The organism is uncultured Dysgonomonas sp. (assembly GCF_900079725.1).
Lineage (GTDB): Bacteria > Bacteroidota > Bacteroidia > Bacteroidales > Dysgonomonadaceae > Dysgonomonas.
The window spans coordinates 2,372,523-2,389,279 of the sequence record NZ_LT599032.1 but is presented as its reverse complement, the minus strand read 5'-3'; the positions used below and the strand labels follow the sequence as shown (position 1 = coordinate 2,389,279).

At 40.5% G+C, this 16,757-nt stretch carries 13 protein-coding genes and 3 riboswitches; of the genes, 9 read left to right on the top strand and 4 right to left on the bottom strand.

Features of this window, described 5'->3' with window-relative positions:
- Positions 1-13: 13 nt before the first annotated feature.
- The 4 genes from pflA to QZL88_RS09800 all read right to left on the bottom strand — a co-directional run bounded on the left by pflA (position 14) and on the right by QZL88_RS09800 (position 6,288).
- Positions 14-730: a pyruvate formate-lyase-activating protein gene (gene pflA / locus QZL88_RS09815; RefSeq protein WP_296940625.1), complete on the bottom strand. Its 717-nt coding sequence runs from the start codon at positions 728-730 to the stop codon at positions 14-16.
- 58 nt (positions 731-788) lie between these two features.
- On the bottom strand, positions 789-3,020 hold the full coding sequence (gene pflB / locus QZL88_RS09810; RefSeq protein WP_296940623.1) for a formate C-acetyltransferase: 2,232 nt from the start codon (positions 3,018-3,020) through the stop codon (positions 789-791).
- Positions 3,021-3,222: 202 nt separating this feature from the next.
- Positions 3,223-3,513: riboswitch (cobalamin riboswitch) on the bottom strand.
- Positions 3,514-3,524: 11 nt separating this feature from the next.
- Positions 3,525-4,088 (bottom strand): anaerobic ribonucleoside-triphosphate reductase activating protein, encoded by a 564-nt coding sequence (gene nrdG, locus QZL88_RS09805; RefSeq protein ID WP_296940621.1) that lies wholly within the window; start codon positions 4,086-4,088, stop codon positions 3,525-3,527.
- Entirely contained in the window at positions 4,081-6,288 is a 2,208-nt protein-coding gene (locus tag QZL88_RS09800) for an anaerobic ribonucleoside triphosphate reductase (protein ID WP_296940619.1), read from the bottom strand. The genes nrdG and QZL88_RS09800 overlap by 8 nt, the downstream gene beginning before the upstream one ends.
- A gap of 173 nt (positions 6,289-6,461) precedes the next feature.
- Positions 6,462-6,658, bottom strand: a riboswitch (cobalamin riboswitch).
- A 189-nt stretch (positions 6,659-6,847) separates the two neighbouring features.
- On the opposite strand from QZL88_RS09800, the gene QZL88_RS09795 reads away from it, so the two are divergent.
- The 9 genes from QZL88_RS09795 to QZL88_RS09755 all read left to right on the top strand — a co-directional run bounded on the left by QZL88_RS09795 (position 6,848) and on the right by QZL88_RS09755 (position 16,708).
- Positions 6,848-7,450: a DUF2284 domain-containing protein gene (locus tag QZL88_RS09795; protein WP_296940617.1), complete on the top strand. Its 603-nt coding sequence runs from the start codon at positions 6,848-6,850 to the stop codon at positions 7,448-7,450.
- Positions 7,451-7,508: 58 nt separating this feature from the next.
- Positions 7,509-7,732: riboswitch (cobalamin riboswitch) on the top strand.
- Between the two features lie 176 nt (positions 7,733-7,908).
- On the top strand, positions 7,909-8,703 hold the full coding sequence (locus QZL88_RS09790; protein ID WP_296940615.1) for a threonine/serine exporter family protein: 795 nt from the start codon (positions 7,909-7,911) through the stop codon (positions 8,701-8,703).
- 2 nt (positions 8,704-8,705) lie between these two features.
- Positions 8,706-9,209 carry a threonine/serine exporter family protein gene (locus QZL88_RS09785; RefSeq protein WP_296940613.1) on the top strand — a complete coding sequence of 168 codons (504 nt, stop codon included), beginning with the start codon at positions 8,706-8,708 and terminating at the stop codon, positions 9,207-9,209.
- A gap of 302 nt (positions 9,210-9,511) precedes the next feature.
- Positions 9,512-10,228 carry a 4-hydroxy-tetrahydrodipicolinate reductase gene (dapB, locus tag QZL88_RS09780; protein WP_296940612.1) on the top strand — a complete coding sequence of 239 codons (717 nt, stop codon included), beginning with the start codon at positions 9,512-9,514 and terminating at the stop codon, positions 10,226-10,228.
- A gap of 32 nt (positions 10,229-10,260) precedes the next feature.
- On the top strand, positions 10,261-11,775 hold the full coding sequence (locus QZL88_RS09775; protein WP_296940609.1) for a S26 family signal peptidase: 1,515 nt from the start codon (positions 10,261-10,263) through the stop codon (positions 11,773-11,775).
- A gap of 62 nt (positions 11,776-11,837) precedes the next feature.
- Entirely contained in the window at positions 11,838-12,797 is a 960-nt protein-coding gene (gene lepB / locus QZL88_RS09770) for a signal peptidase I (RefSeq protein WP_296940608.1), read from the top strand.
- Between the two features lie 7 nt (positions 12,798-12,804).
- On the top strand, positions 12,805-13,458 hold the full coding sequence (locus QZL88_RS09765) for a WbqC family protein (RefSeq protein ID WP_296940607.1): 654 nt from the start codon (positions 12,805-12,807) through the stop codon (positions 13,456-13,458).
- Positions 13,459-13,847: 389 nt separating this feature from the next.
- Complete coding sequence (locus QZL88_RS09760) at positions 13,848-15,863, top strand: Ig-like domain-containing protein (RefSeq protein ID WP_296940606.1); 2,016 nt, start codon at positions 13,848-13,850, stop codon at positions 15,861-15,863.
- A 26-nt stretch (positions 15,864-15,889) separates the two neighbouring features.
- The gene (locus QZL88_RS09755) at positions 15,890-16,708 is read left to right on the top strand and encodes a DUF3108 domain-containing protein (RefSeq protein ID WP_296940605.1); all 819 of its coding nucleotides are present in this window, start codon (positions 15,890-15,892) and stop codon (positions 16,706-16,708) included.
- Positions 16,709-16,757: the final 49 nt, after the last annotated feature.

Sequence of the window (16,757 nt, the reverse complement as noted above, 5' to 3'; positions counted from 1 at the left end):
TTAAGAATAGAGGTTATACATTAAGTCCATAACTTTTGAAAATCGCTTCCGCCTTGTTCAATTCCTGATTTGATGGAGGATTTATATCCTTCAACTTGTATTCTTGCCCGATCTGCTCCCATTTATGTATTCCCATCTGATGAAAAGGCAGGATATCTACCCGTTCCACATTCTTGAACTGGCTTACATATTGTGCCCACTGATGCAAATCTTTCTCGTTGTCTGTAAAATGAGGGACAAGGACATACCTTAGCCATACCGGTTTATTTATTTCGGCGAGATATTCTATAAAGTTGAGGGTTGGCTCAAGAGGCCTTGCTGTTAGTTCTTTATATTTATCGGGATTTATATGCTTGATATCCAATAAGACAAGATCGGTATAGGTAAGGATCTCCTTCGTCTTGTCGTTGAATAAAAATCCTGACGTATCGATGGCTGTGTGTATGTTAGCGGCTTTACACAGTTTGAATAATTCCAATACAAATTCCGGTTGAAGCATAGGTTCTCCGCCCGAAACGGTGACACCTCCTTTTACAAATGCTTTCACCTTCATTACTTCGTCTAAAGCCTGTTGAGGTGTTAGTTCATATTTCCCTTCATTTGGCTTCCATGTATCGGGGTTGTGACAATAGAGGCAACGCAAAGGGCAACCCTGCATAAAGAATACAAAGCGGATGCCCGGCCCGTCCTTGGTGCCGAATGTTTCAAGGGAGTGAATATGACCTTTCATATTGAAGAAAATCAGGCAGAAAATTTCTAACTGCCTGATTTATTAGCTGTATATGGACTTAAAAAGTAGTTGTGATTGTTCTGTTGATAACATCCAGCTGCTGTTCTTTAGTCAGCTTGGTGAAATTAACCGCGTAACCCGATACCCGTATTGTTAATTGAGGGTATTTCTCAGGGTGTTCCATTGCATCCACCAGTAGTTGACGGTCGAACACATTTACATTCAGGTGATGGCCTGTTTGTAAGAAGTATCCATCCATCAATCCTGCAAGGTTCTGAGCTTCTTCCTCGCGGTTCTTGCCCAGTGTACTTGGAGTAATGGCGAATGTATAAGATATACCATCGTTTGCATGCTCAAACGGAAGTTTAGCAACAGACGACAATGATGCTACTGCTCCTCTGGTATCGCGTCCGTGCATTGGATTAGCACCCGGTGCAAAAGGAGTACCATCGCGGCGTCCGTCAGGCGTATTTCCCGTTTTCTTTCCATAAACGACATTCGATGTGATCGTCAATACCGATTGAGTAGGGATTGCATCTTTATACATCTTGCGTTTACGGATTTTTTTCATAAACGTTTCTACGATATCTATGGCAAACTGGTCTGTATTATCGTCATTGTTTCCGAAAGGAACATAATCTTTTTCCTGTATATAATCTACCGCATCTCCGTCAGCATCCCTAACAATACGTACTCTTCCATATTTAATAGCGGCAAACGAGTCTGCGATAATAGATAGGCCGGATACACCAAAGGCTTGTGTGCGTACAATATCTACATCATGCAGAGCCATTTCGAGAGCTTCGTAAGAGTATTTATCGTGCATATAGTGGATAATATTCAGTGCTTTCACATAAGTTTCGGCAACCCAGTCGAGAGTACGGTCAAATTTTTCCCATACTTCATCAAACTCAAGATAATCGCCCGAAATCTTTTCTACCCAGTGTTTTGGCAATACCTGAGCTTTTGTTTTCTCATCCTTACCTCCGTTAATAGTATAAAGCAATGCTTTAGGCAGGTTGGCACGTGCTCCGAAGAACTGCATCTGCTGTCCGATACGCATTGGCGATACACAACATGCGATACCGTAGTCATCTCCCAATTGCGGACGCATAAGGTCGTCATTTTCGTATTGGAGAGAAGATGTGTCGATAGATACTTTCGCGCAATATTTTTTCCATGCTTCGGGTAAGCGGTCGCTCCACAGGATTGTAAGATTCGGTTCCGGTGCAGGACCTAAATTGTACAGGGTGTGCAACATACGGTAACTGTTTTTGGTTACCATCGTGCGCCCGTTATTTGTCATACCTCCGATAGATTCAGTCACCCAAACAGGATCTCCTGAGAATAGTTCATTATATTCATTTGTACGAAGGAAGCGAACAATGCGGAGTTTCATCACAAAATGGTCGATCATCTCCTGAGCTTCTTTCTCTGTGATAACGCCTTCCTTCAAATCCCGTTCGATATAAATGTCGAGGAATGTGGTTACACGCCCCAGACTCATTGCTGCGCCATTCTGGTCTTTAATGGCACCCAGATATCCAAAGTATGTCCACTGGATAGCTTCCTGTGCATTAGTTGCGGGATTTGAAATATCGAACCCATAATCAGCAGCCATGCGTTTCAATGCCTTCAATGCCTGAATCTGTGAATTCAATTCCTCACGAAGACGGATCAAATCATCTGTCATAACGATAGGATCACATTCCTTGTAACGCTTATCACGTTCTGCAATCAGCCGGTCTACGCCATAGAGTGCGATACGGCGATAGTCTCCGATAATACGACCACGTCCGTATGCATCGGGTAGGCCCGTTAATAAGCCGTTGCTTCTGGCGCGGCGGATACTGTCGGTATATGCCGAAAATACTCCTTCGTTATGAGTTTTACGATATTTTGAGAATATTTCTGTTGTAACGGGATCCAGTTTGTAGCCGTATTCTTCAAGGCTTTGCTGTACCATGCGGAGGCCTCCGTTAGGAAAGATGGCCCTTTTGAGAGGTTTGTCGGCCTGTACACCTACTATTTTTTCCAGATCTTTGTCGATATAGCCAGCACCATAAGCATCGATCTGTGAAGGGATTTTAGTTTCGGCATCATACACACCTTTTTCTTTTTCTACCTTGAACATCTCGCTTAGCTTATCCCATAGCTTTGTAGTAGCTTCTGTTGCGTCTTCCAGGAAAGACTCGTCCCCTGTATATTCTGTATAATTTTTTAAGATAAAATCATTTACTTCGATTTTTTCTTTCCACTTGGTTCCTTTAAAATCTTTATATGCTTCCATTTGTTATTATTTAAATTCAATTTGGCGTTTCAATAATCTAAAACTGGACACATATATAAATCACAAAAAGCATGCCCAATTTCTTCTAAAAAAGAATAAACATGGCTCTCGGAACTTAAGGAAACAGAAAAAATAATAATAAATCCTCACCTTGTAGTGAGAGAATCTTTTTATGGTTCTCAAGCCTTATTTCCCGAAAGCTTTTTAATTGATCAATTCTGGCAGGTCTTCTGGCTTACTCCGTTTTTGAATCGCCTTCCCAATATTCAGTCAACAGTGAGCAGTTAACAGTTAACAAAAATGATAACGAATAACTGATGATCGATGGCTGTTAATCAGTGGCTATAAGTTTTGTTCAAAAATATCAGTGATTAGTATTAACAGTTCACTGAAAAGAGCTTACAGCAGCGGGTCTGCCCGGGATTCTCACCCGGTTCCCTTTTCACCATCCTTCAAGAACATAAAGGATGACACCAAAACCGTGACAAAGGTAGCTATTTTATCTTAAATAGCTATATGACTGGCAGTAGAAAATTTATTTTGCATATGTATATGCGATAATTCTATACGGCGATTATTCCAAATAACGACCGTTGCACTTTTTAATGATTTTTCGACATCGATTAACCGTTGGTTGCTGCTGCCTCTGAAGATAAGGGATTCGTCTTTCAGTGATTCAACATATCGCCCGTCTACAAGTACATCTATATAGGGAAGTATCCGGGATAGCCTTTCTGACCTTATGATTTGCTCATATATATACCCGGTGTAACACCAGATATCTTTATCTGTTTCAGATTTGATCCGTCGGGCCAGTTCTGTAAACCCTTCTACCTGCATAAAGGGATCACCTCCTGTAAAAGTCACATTCGCAAACTCCGATTCTTTAATTTCCTCCAATAAATTATCGATAGGATATGTTTTACCGTGCTCAATATTCCACGAATGGGGATTGTGGCACCCTTTGCAAAGGTGTGTGCATCCGGCAGCGTAGATGGCAGTCCGGAATCCGGGGCCATCTACAGTCGTGTCGCGTATGATATTCAGTATCGATATATTATTATTCATGGACAATGCGGTCGTTAAGTTCGGCTAGTTTTGCACTATTCCATCTATCGGTAGTACCTACCAGATAGCCTGTTATGCGTTGCAGACGGTCTATCTGCATACTTCCGCAACGAGGGCACTCATTTATCTGTGTAGCAGCATTTTCGTATCCGCATTTCAGGCAACGGTTCCGGTTGTGGTTCACCGAAGCATAGCCAATATTGTATTTATCCATCATATCTACGACAGTCATAATGGCTTCGGGATTATGAGTGGCATCGCCATCCATTTCAACATAGAATATATGTCCACCACGTGTGAGATCGTGATATGGAGCTTCAACCTTGGCTTTCTGATGTGCGCTACATGGATAATATACAGGTACATGGTTTGAGTTTGTATAATACTCCCGGTCTGTAATTCCTTCGATAAGTCCGAAGTCTTTTTTGTCGCGTCGTGTAAACCTTCCGGCGAGCCCTTCGGCGGGAGTAGCCAGTACACTATAGTTGTGCTGATATTTATCAGAATACTCATTTGCCCGGTCTCTCATATATGTTATTATTTCCAGACCCAGTTTCTGCGCATTTTCATCTTCTCCGTGGTGCTTGCCGATGAGGGCGACCAAAGCCTCGGCAAGCCCGATGAAACCTATGCCCAATGTACCCTGATTGATAACTTTCTCTATCGTATCCTCGCCTGCCAGTTGTTCGCATCCTTCCCACAGCACCGACATAAGTAACGGAAACTGTTTGGGAGCAGCTGTCTTTTGAAATTCGAAGCGGCGATGTAATTGGAGAGCGGCCAGATCGAGCATCTGATCCAGTTGCCTGTAAAAACAGACGATTCTTTCCTTCTCGTTTTCTATGTTTCTGCATTCTAGTGCAATGCGTACCAGATTGAGTGTAGAGAAAGAAAGATTGCCTCTGCCTACCGAAGTTTTCTTTCCAAAGCGGTTTTCGAATACACGGGTACGGCAGCCCATTGTTGCCACCTCGTACTCAAAGCGGCGGGGATCGTTCTCATTCCATTCTTCATGTTGGTTGAATGTCGCGTCCAGATTCAGGAAGTTAGGGAAGAAACGATGCGCACTCACCTTGCATGCCAGTTGGTATAAATCGTAATTCCGGTCTGTTGGTAAATAGCTTACTCCCCGCTTCTTTTTCCATATCTGTATCGGGAAAATGGCTGTTACTCCGTTGCCCACGCCTTCATCTGTGCTGATTAACAGTTCCCGCATGATGCACCTTCCTTCGGCAGAAGTATCCGTTCCATAATTGATAGAGCTGAATACCACCTGGTTGCCTCCCCGGGAGTGTATGGTGTTCATGTTGTGGATGAAGGCTTCCATCGACTGATGTACACGACTCACAGTACGGTTTATGGCATGCTGGACAATTTTTTCGTCACCCTGTAATCCTGTCAAATTTTTTGATAGGTAATCTTCTATCGGTGTTTCGTAAAGGTGTTTGTAGTCAAGTCCGTTTATCTGTTCCAGCACTTTTATCTCTTCAATAAAGCTGCGCCTGACAAAAGGTGCCAGATAAAAATCGAAAGCAGGGATGGATTGACCGCCATGCATTTCATTCTGGGCTGTTTCCATAGATATACAGCCGAGCATGCTTGCAGTTTCAATACGTTTAGCAGGGCGTGATTCGCCATGTCCGGCATTGAATCCATGTTGAAGTATCTTATCTAGCGGGTGTTGTACGCAGGTGAGGCTTTTGGTCGGATAATAATCCTTGTCATGAATATGTAAATAATTTCGGCGGACGGCTTCTTTTACTTCCGGCAGCAGCAAGTAGTCGTCGACAAAAGGCTTGGTTGTTTCACTCGCGAATTTCATCATCATTCCTGCCGGGGTATCGGCGTTCATATTGGCGTTTTCGCGTGTGATATCGTTCGATTTGGTTTCTATGATTTCGAGAAACATGTCGCGGGTCTTGGCTTTTCGGGCAATACTCCGCTGATCGCGGTAAGCGATATATTTCTTGGCGGCTTCTTTGCGTGGGCTTTTCATCAGCTCCACCTCTACCATGTCCTGAATTTGTTCTACAGTCATTTGTTCGTTTCCCTGGCAAGAAACAAAATCCGTGATGCGTCTTATCAGGGAAGAGTCTTCTCCTTGTTCGGTGTGTAACATGGCTTTGCGAATGGCTGCCATTATCTTTTCTTCATTGAAGCCGACGATGCGTCCGTCTCTTTTTACAACTGTCTGGATCATGGTTGTATTATGTTATAAGTAAAAGAAAGTATTCGACCCGCTTTCGCGTAGTCAATTGTTAATTAATGATACATTGTTTCAATGTAACTGACGGGGAAAGAGAGCAAAATAGGCGAAGAGAGATTAATGATGTAAAGTCACCGCATATCCTATTCTATCGCTTTTCTCCCGAAAGCTACGAATGTATACACGGCAGGTCTTCTGACTCATTTCTCTGCTAGGCGCCTTCCCAATATTCAGTTGTCTGTTAATCAGTGGCGTGAGAGCCTCGCTTTTTCTTGAAATTTACAGCTACGGGGATAGTTCAGGACTTACACCTGATTCCCTTTTCATCCGATTTTATTTCAGAACCGTATATGACAACAAAGGTAAATTATTTTTTTATATGGTTTTCAGAAATGAGATTTATTTATCTTAAAATAATACTGAAGTTTTCCAAAACTAATTTTAAGTTTCATATTATCAGCTAAATAAATTTTGGGTATTGTTGAAAAGTTTTCTAAATGGTATGATTGATTTAAATAAATATACCTTTGTTGAAAACTTTTTTAATAAAAGGATGTACTTGATAAATAATTTTGTATCGAATATTTCTGCAACGGATTATATAACAAATTACAGGGATGTAAGTAAGTTTATCGTATTCTGCAAACAATGCAATAAGTATAATAATTGCTGGGCATGTCCTCCCTATGATTTCGATATGGATGGTTATCTATCCGGCTATGAAAGCGTATATATTATAGGAACGAAGATAAGTCTCTCGGAAAATGTACGGTTGAAATGTGTGGAGGCTGAAATAAGCCGTCGGACAGGTGCTGGGATCATTGCTGATGTAAGGCACGAACTAGATAAGCAGCTATTGAAGCTCGAATCTAAGTATCCGGATAGTAAAGCATTCTTTGCGGGTACTTGCCATCTCTGTCCCGATAACGATTGTACACGGATTAAAGGGCAACTATGCCGCTATCCTGATAAAATACGTCACTCATTAGAATCTTTTGGCTTTGATATCGCGAAAACGACAACGGATTTACTTCACATTGAACTTAAATGGAGCAATAACGGATTATTGCCTGAATATCTGACTCTGGTTAGTGGTTTCTTTACGAATTATAGTATTGATAATCAGGATATAAAAGAATGTTTTCCTCATAATTAATTAAAGAATACGGAAAAATTGTTCTCATAATCTCAAAATATCTCAATTTTTTATTCCAACTTTGTATCCGATTATTGGTGTTACAAGTCCGCATCTTCGGATAAGTAATGAAAAGGGAATCAGGTGTAAGTCCTGAACAGACCCGCTGCTGTAAACTCTTTTGAATAGTTTCGAGCGATACCCAATGCCACTATTTTGATAAGCTATAAGTTAGCTGAAAAATGGGAAGGCTGCAAGAAACAAGAGTGAGTCAGAAGACCTGCCAATGATCGTATGATTTTGTCTTTCGAGGATTAGAGGCAAGTCGGAGAATTAAAAATTCATGTTCGGATAAAACTGATTTATGCAACTATTGAGGTTGTATTATTTAGTTATGTATGCATAACAGGATGCACTACACAAGACAATTAACTGAATTATTTATTCTCCACGAGATTAATTTATACAAAGCGAACAAAATGGAAAATGTTTCGTCAGAGGACAAAGGTATGTCCGTTACAAGATTTGTAGATCTGATTTTGGAAGTAAGTACAATTCTTCTGGAATCGGGAGCTCACTGTGAACGTATAAACCGCAATGTGCAGCGTATTGCCGATACGACTTGCTATAAGGTGGAGATACTTCTCACCTTTACTGCTGTATCGGTAACGGTTACAGATCGTAAAAATCCCGAAAATACAGTGACAGGAAACAGGCGGGTGAGACATCACGGGGCACATTTCGGTGTGTTGACCAATACCAGTTTGCTCACATGGGATCTTTTCGAGAATAAAATATCGTTGGATGAGCTCGAAAATTGCCTGAATGAGATAAAAGTGGCACCGAAACATCCTGTATGGCTGATACGTGTTTTTATAGGGGTAGCATGTGGTTGCCTGTGTTTGCTTGCCGGAGGCGACTGGGTGGATGGGGCTTTTGCCTTTATAGCATCACTTATGGGGCTTACTGTACGTCAGGAGATGATAAAGAAAAAATTTAATCTGATGGTTGCTATTGTATGTTCTGCTTTTGTGACTACAACCGTTTCCGGCATGAATGTATTGTTCGGTTGCGGCTTATCGCCGGATATATCGGTAGCAACAGCTGTGCTGTTCCTTATACCGGGTGTCCCGTTGATAAATTGTATTATAGATTTGCTGGAGGGGTATATACCCACAGGTATTGCGCGTGGAGCATTCGGCGGCTTTATTTTGCTATGTATAGCTATCGGTATGTTTATGAGTATGTCATTAATCGGTATCAATAATTTTTAGAGATGATAACAGATATAGTAAGGGATGCATTTTTGAGCTTTTTTGTGGCAATAGGCTTCGCGCTTCTTTTCGAGACTCCCCGGAAAGCTTTGCTCATTGCAGGATTGTTGGGAGGGGTAGGGCATTGCATCCGTTTTGCACTGTTGCAATCGGATTATGGTTTGGTCGCTTCTACACTTTGTGGGACTGTGTTCATCGGGCTTGCCGGTATATATTGTGCTCATCGCATACATACACCGCCTGTTGTATTTACGCTTCCGGCTTGTATTACGATGATTCCCGGATTATACGCCTATCGCACAATGCTTGGTTGCATCAGGATATATGAAGAAGGAACGAGTGATGAAGGCTCGTCTTTGTTGCAGGATACAGCATACAATTTTATCCTTACATCTTCACTATTGTTTTGTCTGGCGATTGGTATTTGCATTGCAGCTCTCGTTTTTCGGAAGAAGAGTGTGAAGGAGATAAAGAAGATCAAAGATCTGGGGATAAAGATTTTCTGATTTCCAGAAGATACAGTGAGCGCGTCGTAGTGTTAAGAATAGCTAATCGATGTAAGAAATCGGAAGTCTGGGCGACTAACCTTTTGTATGTAGGTTAGGTGGCTTAACTAACTGGTACCCGGATTTTAAAGATAGGTATCTGTTTGTAACTTATTCTGACCGATTTACTTAGGGGGCAAGTATATAAGCCTCTGGCCTTAAAAAAGCTTATAATCAAGGATTAATTAAAAGGGAAATCCTCTGGAAATAAGTTTTTATGTATATTTGTAGGCTTTATAGATTAATTTAACAAATACTCAAATATGAATATAGCTCTCATCGGATATGGTAAAATGGGACATGAAATAGAAAAGATAGCTGTTTCGAGAGGTCACAATATTGTATCTATCATAGATGTTAATAATCCGGACGATTTCAACTCTCCTGCTTTTAAGAGTGCCGATGTGGCGATTGAATTTTCTACGCCTGACAGTGCGATAGATAATTACAGGAAATGTTTTGTGGAACACGTTCCTGTGGTGGCAGGCACAACGGGCTGGCTCGAACATATGGATGAAGTGAAAAAAGCGTGTTCGGAAGGAGGACAGACTTTCTTCTATGCATCGAACTATAGTCTGGGAGTAAATATTTTCTTTGTATTGAATAAGTTTCTGGCACGGATAATGAATAGTTATCCCGACTATGATGTGAAAATCGACGAAACCCACCACATTCATAAACTGGATGCTCCCAGTGGGACAGCTATTACATTGGCCGAAGGTGTGTTGGAAAACATAGGGTGGAAAGATCGTTGGGCACTGGAAACAGCCGAAAATAAAGAAGATCTGGTGATTCATAGTATCCGTGAAGGAGAAGTTCCCGGAATACATGAGATAACATACGAATCGGAAGTTGATGTAATAAGCATCAAACATGATTCGAAAAGCCGGAAAGGGCTTGCTTTGGGTGCAGTGATTGCTGCCGAATTTACCAAAGGTAAAAAAGGCTTTCTGGGAATGGATGATATGCTTAAATTTTAAAATAAGGTCGTAGACCTGCTTTTGCTTACAATATGGAAAATAACACAAAAAAAGATAGCACACAGCAAAAACGAAAACCCGGTGTAAGACAATGGATATATGCCATCCTTGCTTGCATATTGTGTGTCTTATTTGTTATCTGGACAGGTTACTGGGGAGTATTGATTCTTATCCCCGTTTTTATAGATATCTATATTACGAAATTTATCCCGTGGGGAGCATGGCGCAATGCCAAGAATCCGCATGTGAGGAAAGTGCTCGACTGGGTAGATGCTATTGTTTTCGCATTGGTAGGTGTATGGATCATTAATACATTCTTTTTCCAGAATTACCAGATACCGACTTCGTCTCTCGAAAAATCACTTTTAGTCGGAGACTTCCTCTGTGTAAGTAAGGTTAGTTACGGTGCGCGTTCTCCGATGACTCCATTTTCACTTCCATTGATGCAGCATACATTTCCTGTTGGCGGATTTAAGTCGTATCTGGAAAAACCGCAGTTGGAATATAAACGGTTTACAGGTATAGGGCACATAGAGCGCAACGATATAGTTGTGTTCAACTATCCGTCCGGGGATACGGTAGCACTTAATTATCAGAATGGAGATTATTACACGCTGGCTAAGAGGGTTGGACGAGATATAGTCTGGAGAGATAAAAGGACATATGGAGATATAGTATACAGACCTGTAGACAGACGGGAAAATTATGTGAAGCGGTGTGTCGGATTACCCGGAGAAACTATAGAACTAATAAATGATATTGTTCACATAAATGATAAGCCGATTGCCAACCCGGAAAATATGCAGCTATTGTATTTTATCCAGACAGACGGTACTGAGATAGCTCCAAAGATATTGGAAGAATTAGGAGCCAGCGAGGATGACTATTTGTATACCAACAGTATGGGGCAGAAGATGGTATATTCTTTTAACCCCATGGGGATAGACGGTGCAGACAGCCTGAGGCTGGCCAGTCTCGGATTTAAGTATAATAATGGCGGTTTCGGACTAGCATATCAGATTCCTCTGACAAAAGCAATGGTAAGTAAAATAAAGGAAAAACCCTTTGTGCTGGCTGTATTCCCAATGAATGAATTTAAGAAAAAAGCGGGGATTAAGCGTGATACTAATATCGGCGACTATGTATATCCTCTTACATGGACTCAGGATTGCTATTCGGGTGATTTTCCTAAACTGTGGATTCCTAAGCGCGGCGAAACTATAAAATTTGATACTGATGTGGATTACAAAGTTGCGGCTTATATCCGTTGCATCAAAAATTATGAACATAATGATTTTGACTACCGTGACGGCAAAGTGTATATCAACGGGCAGCAGGCCGATTCTTATACATTCAAATACGACTATTACTTTATGATGGGTGATAACCGTGACAATTCAGCCGATTCACGTGCCTGGGGATTTGTTCCCGAAGACCATGTGGTGGGTAAACCATTATTTATATGGTTGTCTCTGGATAAGGATAAAGGATGGTTTAGTGGTAAGATTCGCTGGAACAGATTATTTACATCGGGGAACAAAAAATAAAACCCGGCTATAAATTGGGGAATGAAATAATGTCTTCAAAAAAGAAAAATATATACGTTTATTTGGGCAAAGTAATTCTTGTTACTTTGCTCATTGTTTTATTGGTACGTACATTCTTCCTAGAATCATTCTCTGTATCTTCTTCACAAATGGAGACGACATTGCTGAAAGGAGATAAGATTCTCATTAATAAAACAGCCTATGGCATCCGTATGCCGGTAACCTTATTGAGTATCCCGTTCACCTTCGATAACGTATTCGGTATTCAGTCTTACTCCGCAGCTTTACAAGCGCCGTACAAAAGGTTTTTTGCACGCAGTATGGGCAGGCACGATATCGTGCTTTTCAATAATCCGCTGGAGACAGATAAACCGCTGGATAAGCGGAGTCTTTTGCTCAGCCGTTGCGTCGCTCTGCCCGGAGATTCTCTGCAGGTAGAGAATGGCTTGTTTATTATCAATGGAAGGCCGTATTCGGGCTGCCCTAATACAATGGAAGAATATAGTTTTAAGGTATCAGCCAAAAAAGAACTGGACGACATAGCTAAAGAGTTGCATATATCCGTACCTCTGGGCACCGTGCAGGGTGATAGTGTGATTACGCATCTGAGCAGATATGATGCATTTGTGCTGAATGAAAGTTTATCGGATTCGCTTACACTTGTTCTCTGCAAAAAAGATACGCTCAAAAGCCATACGTTCCTTATTCCCTTTAAAGGAAAAATAATAGATATGGATGAAAATAACCTTATTATGTATAAGCAGATGATTTTGCAGGAACAGAAAGGAAAAGATGTAAAAATAGAGAACGGGGAACTGGTTATAGATGGAATAAAGCAGATCGACTATACTTTCGAAGACAGTTATTACTGGATGTTGTCTGATAACAGTATTCATTCCATAGATTCACGGTCTATAGGATTCATTCCGTTCAGTAGTATTGTAGGTAAGGCTAGCCTGATCTGGCATAGCTCGGATGAAAACGGTACTAGGACGGAACGTTGTTTTTCTTCTATAAAATAAGTGACAGATGGGATTAAATGATATATACCTTTCTTCAGCATACCTTGCCCCGGTTCAGTATTATACCAAGTTTCTTCTTGCCGGCCGTGTCCTTATCGAGCAAAACGACAATTATATTAAGCAAACATATCGTAACCGTTGTACCATTGTTTCGGCAAATGGAGAAATATCCCTGTCTATTCCTGTCGAACATTCATCAAAAGATAAGACTTTGATGAAAGATATCAGGATTGCCCAACATGGTAACTGGCAACACATGCACTGGAATGCTATTGTATCGGCTTATAATTCGACACCTTTTTTCGAATATTACCAAGATGATTTCTATCCGTTCTATCATAAAAAATACTCTTTTCTGTTCGATTATAATGAAGAATTGAATAATCTGATTCTTCGCTTGCTGGACATAAATCTTCCCCGAATACAACACACGGCAGTTTATAAGACCGAATTTACGGATACGGAATCCGATTTCAGGGAGCTGATCCATCCCAAAAAAGATTGGAAACTGTTGGATGCGGATTTCTTACCTGTACCGTATTATCAGGTCTTTGGGCAAAAATTCGGATTCATTGCCAATATGAGTATTATCGATTTGTTGTTTAATATGGGAAATGAAAGCCAGATAATACTTGCGGATTCAGCTAGGAAAAGAATATGAGTTTTGGCGAAAACTTTATCTATATAATTATAGCCGATAGCTTTTAGCTCTTTGAAGTTTTAGGAATAAGTAGAAAGTTATATGAGATACGAGTAAACGAGACACGAGATACAAGTTGCTAACTGATGACTGTAAAATTAGTTACGAGTTACTTCGCCCTGCGGGCAGTTACGGGTTACGAGGAAAAAATTGTTAATTATTCATTCTTAATTATTCATTGTTTTCTGTGTTACTTTTGTTACCTTTTAGACAGTTGCATAGATCACATGAATTTTCTGCTTTCCGTGCTCGGGGGCTTCTGATTAGAGACTGATTTAAGCTATTTTATGTCCTTTGAGACATATTTATGTATAAAACGTTGTATTTTTGCGTAAAACTTGGAAAAACAGATGTTACATTTTTTGAAAAGGCATATCTTATTTTCGCTTATTTTAGTTGCAATTTCCCTGATTGCAGTAGCTTGTGCCAATATGGCATCACCAACGGGAGGTGCTTATGATCTGGAAGGCCCTAAGGTAGTAAGGAGTAATCCCGGATTTAATGCAACTCAAGTGAAAAAAGGGAAGATAGTCATCGAGTTTGATGAAAATGTTACCATAGAAAGGCCTTCGGAAAATGTAATCATTACCCCGCCCCAGAAGGCATTCCCTGTCATCAATACCGTAAACAGGAAAGTAAATGTGGAGCTTAGAGATACTTTATTACCGAATACTACATATACAATTGACTTTACAAATTCGATCGTAGATAACAATGAGAAGAACCCGATAGAGAATTTTTCCTTTTCTTTCTCTACTGGCGATGTGGTAGACTCTATGGCCGTATCGGGCAAAGTGTTGACTGCAGATAACCTGGAGCCTGTAAAGGGTATGTATGTCGGGCTTCATTCTAACTTGAATGATACCGCTTTTACCAAAACCAAGTTTGAACGCATTTCCCGTACAAATGAATCCGGCGACTTTACCATTCGCGGTGTTGCTCCCGGCAAATATAAGCTGTATGCGCTGGATGATTCTAACCGTGACTATATGTACGATAATCCGTCAGAAGCCATTGCTTTTATGGAAACTATCATAGAGCCGGCATCCGAAAGGGCTTCACGTTTCGATACCACCTATGTAGATAAAGAAAAGAAAGTAGTAGATACTATTGTGGCTGTACAATATACTCGTTTTTTGCCCGACAATATAGTATTGCGGACGTTCAAGTCAGGGTTTCAGCGTCAGTTTTTACAAAAACATGAACGTATTCAGCATAAGCTGTCTCTCTTCTTCGGAGCACCTACGGAGATGCCTCAGATGGAGCCGTTGAACTTTGACGGAAATAGAGACTGGTTTATAATGGAGAGGACCCCTAAGAACGATACTATTACATATTGGATCAAGGATAAAGAGGTGATGGCAATAGATACATTGTCTATCCGGCTTACTTACCTGAAGACAGATACGCTGAATCAATCCTTTCCGGTAACCGATACCCTGACCTTTATGGACAGAACCCGAAAGCCGATAAAAGAAGATAAGAAGAAAGAAAAAAAGAAAAAAGATGGAGAAAGTGACGAACCTGAAATTACTTTCCTGAACATAGCAAATAACCTTTCTTCTACATGGGATACATATAAAAGTATTTCGTTGTTGTTTGAGGAACCTATTACAGATACTTTATCCAACAAAATAAAATTGCAGCAGTTGAGGGACACTGTGTATTATGATATTCCGTTCCAACTGGAAGCCGATAGTGTGAATCCGAGAAAATATACTATCCGCAATAAATGGGGTTATAATAATGAATACCGTATACAAATAGACTCAGCTTCTATATATAGTATATACGGACTATGGAATAATAAGATCGACCAGAAATTTAAAGTAAAAGCCGAAGATCAGTATGGACAGCTTGCTATAAGGGTTGCGGGTATAGATAGTATTCCTTCTTTTATGGAACTTTTAGATAAGTCGGATAAACCAATTCGTAAAGCACGAGTCATAGATAATATTGCAGTCTTTAAAGACCTTGATCCGGGGTCATATTATGTACGCATTGTATTGGACAGCAATAATAACGGAATATGGGATACAGGTGATTTCCAGAAAGGCTTACAGCCGGAAATGGTTTGTTATTCTCCAAAGGAATATAAAGTAAGGGCTTATTCGGAGGTTTATGACGATGACGCCTGGGTGATAGACCCTGCTACATTAGGGAAGCAGAAACCTCTGGAAATAACTAAGCAGAAGCCTCAGGAAAAAGAATCGAGGAGGAAGCAACTCGAAGAAAAAGAAGAACAAGAAAATCAGCAGAATAGAGAAAGATCGAGAAATTCGACCGATCCGAATTCGAGCAGAAGCAATAATTCCCAATATGGGGCGAGAAGCAATAGTGGACAGAATATGAACAGTGGATACTAATGCCGATCGGATTAAATAATAAGAGTATGATGAAAAGAATTACAGGAATAGTGCTGATGTTATTAGTTTTAGTCAGCATAGAGTCGCAGGCCCAAGGTAAGTGTAAAATAAATAACATTTACTTTCAGGCAGGTGAAGAAATGACTTATGACTTATACTTCAAATACGGTCTTATACATACAAAAGCCGGAATATCTACACTGAAGACTGTAGCAGAGAGGTATAATAATACGGATGCCCTTAAGATGACACTGATGGCTCAGTCGACGGGTACTGTAAGGAAAATATTCAGCCTGAGCGATACTCTGTCGTGTTATCTGACAAAAGATTTAGTACCTCTTGCTTACATTAAGAATGCAGCAGAAGGAAAAGACTATACACAGGAAAGAGTAACATATACCTATACGGGTGATAAAGTAAATATAAATGCAATAAGGCATAAAAACGGAGACTTTAAATTTAACGAGACTCTGACATCCCAGTCGTGTATTTATGATATGATGAGTGTCGTATACTATGCCCGTACCCTTAATTATTCCACAATGAAGAAAGGGGAGACTGCCAAGGTAGACTTTATTTCGGGTAAGAAGAAAGTTAATATGGTGATAGAATATGAGGGAATAGAAACCGTTGAGGCTAATGATGATAGAAAATATAGCTGTATAAAGCTGACCCTGAGTATTATGGATGATGCATTCAGCGATAAGAAAGAAGCTATGAAAGTGTATATTACCAATGATAACAACCGTATGCCGGTGAGGCTGGATTCCAAGTTGAATATTGGTTCTACACGTGCTATCCTCAAGAGCTATAAAGGAAACAGGTATCCTGTACAAACGAAATAAAAACAAGGCAGCTTCCGCTATAATACACGAAGCTGCCCTTTATGTTTAA

Excerpts from the sequence above, each read along its gene's own strand:
- pflA (WP_296940625.1), bottom strand. The coding sequence starts at position 730 with ATGAAAGGTCATATTCACTCCCTTGAAACATTCGGCACCAAGGACGGG.
- pflB (WP_296940623.1), bottom strand. The coding sequence starts at position 3,020 with ATGGAAGCATATAAAGATTTTAAAGGAACCAAGTGGAAAGAAAAAATC.
- nrdG (WP_296940621.1), bottom strand. The coding sequence starts at position 4,088 with ATGAATAATAATATATCGATACTGAATATCATACGCGACACGACTGTA.
- QZL88_RS09800 (WP_296940619.1), bottom strand. The coding sequence starts at position 6,288 with ATGATCCAGACAGTTGTAAAAAGAGACGGACGCATCGTCGGCTTCAAT.
- QZL88_RS09795 (WP_296940617.1), top strand. The coding sequence starts at position 6,848 with ATGTACTTGATAAATAATTTTGTATCGAATATTTCTGCAACGGATTAT.
- QZL88_RS09790 (WP_296940615.1), top strand. The coding sequence starts at position 7,909 with ATGGAAAATGTTTCGTCAGAGGACAAAGGTATGTCCGTTACAAGATTT.
- QZL88_RS09785 (WP_296940613.1), top strand. The coding sequence starts at position 8,706 with ATGATAACAGATATAGTAAGGGATGCATTTTTGAGCTTTTTTGTGGCA.
- dapB (WP_296940612.1), top strand. The coding sequence starts at position 9,512 with ATGAATATAGCTCTCATCGGATATGGTAAAATGGGACATGAAATAGAA.
- QZL88_RS09775 (WP_296940609.1), top strand. The coding sequence starts at position 10,261 with ATGGAAAATAACACAAAAAAAGATAGCACACAGCAAAAACGAAAACCC.
- QZL88_RS09765 (WP_296940607.1), top strand. The coding sequence starts at position 12,805 with ATGGGATTAAATGATATATACCTTTCTTCAGCATACCTTGCCCCGGTT.
- QZL88_RS09760 (WP_296940606.1), top strand. The coding sequence starts at position 13,848 with ATGTTACATTTTTTGAAAAGGCATATCTTATTTTCGCTTATTTTAGTT.
- QZL88_RS09755 (WP_296940605.1), top strand. The coding sequence starts at position 15,890 with ATGATGAAAAGAATTACAGGAATAGTGCTGATGTTATTAGTTTTAGTC.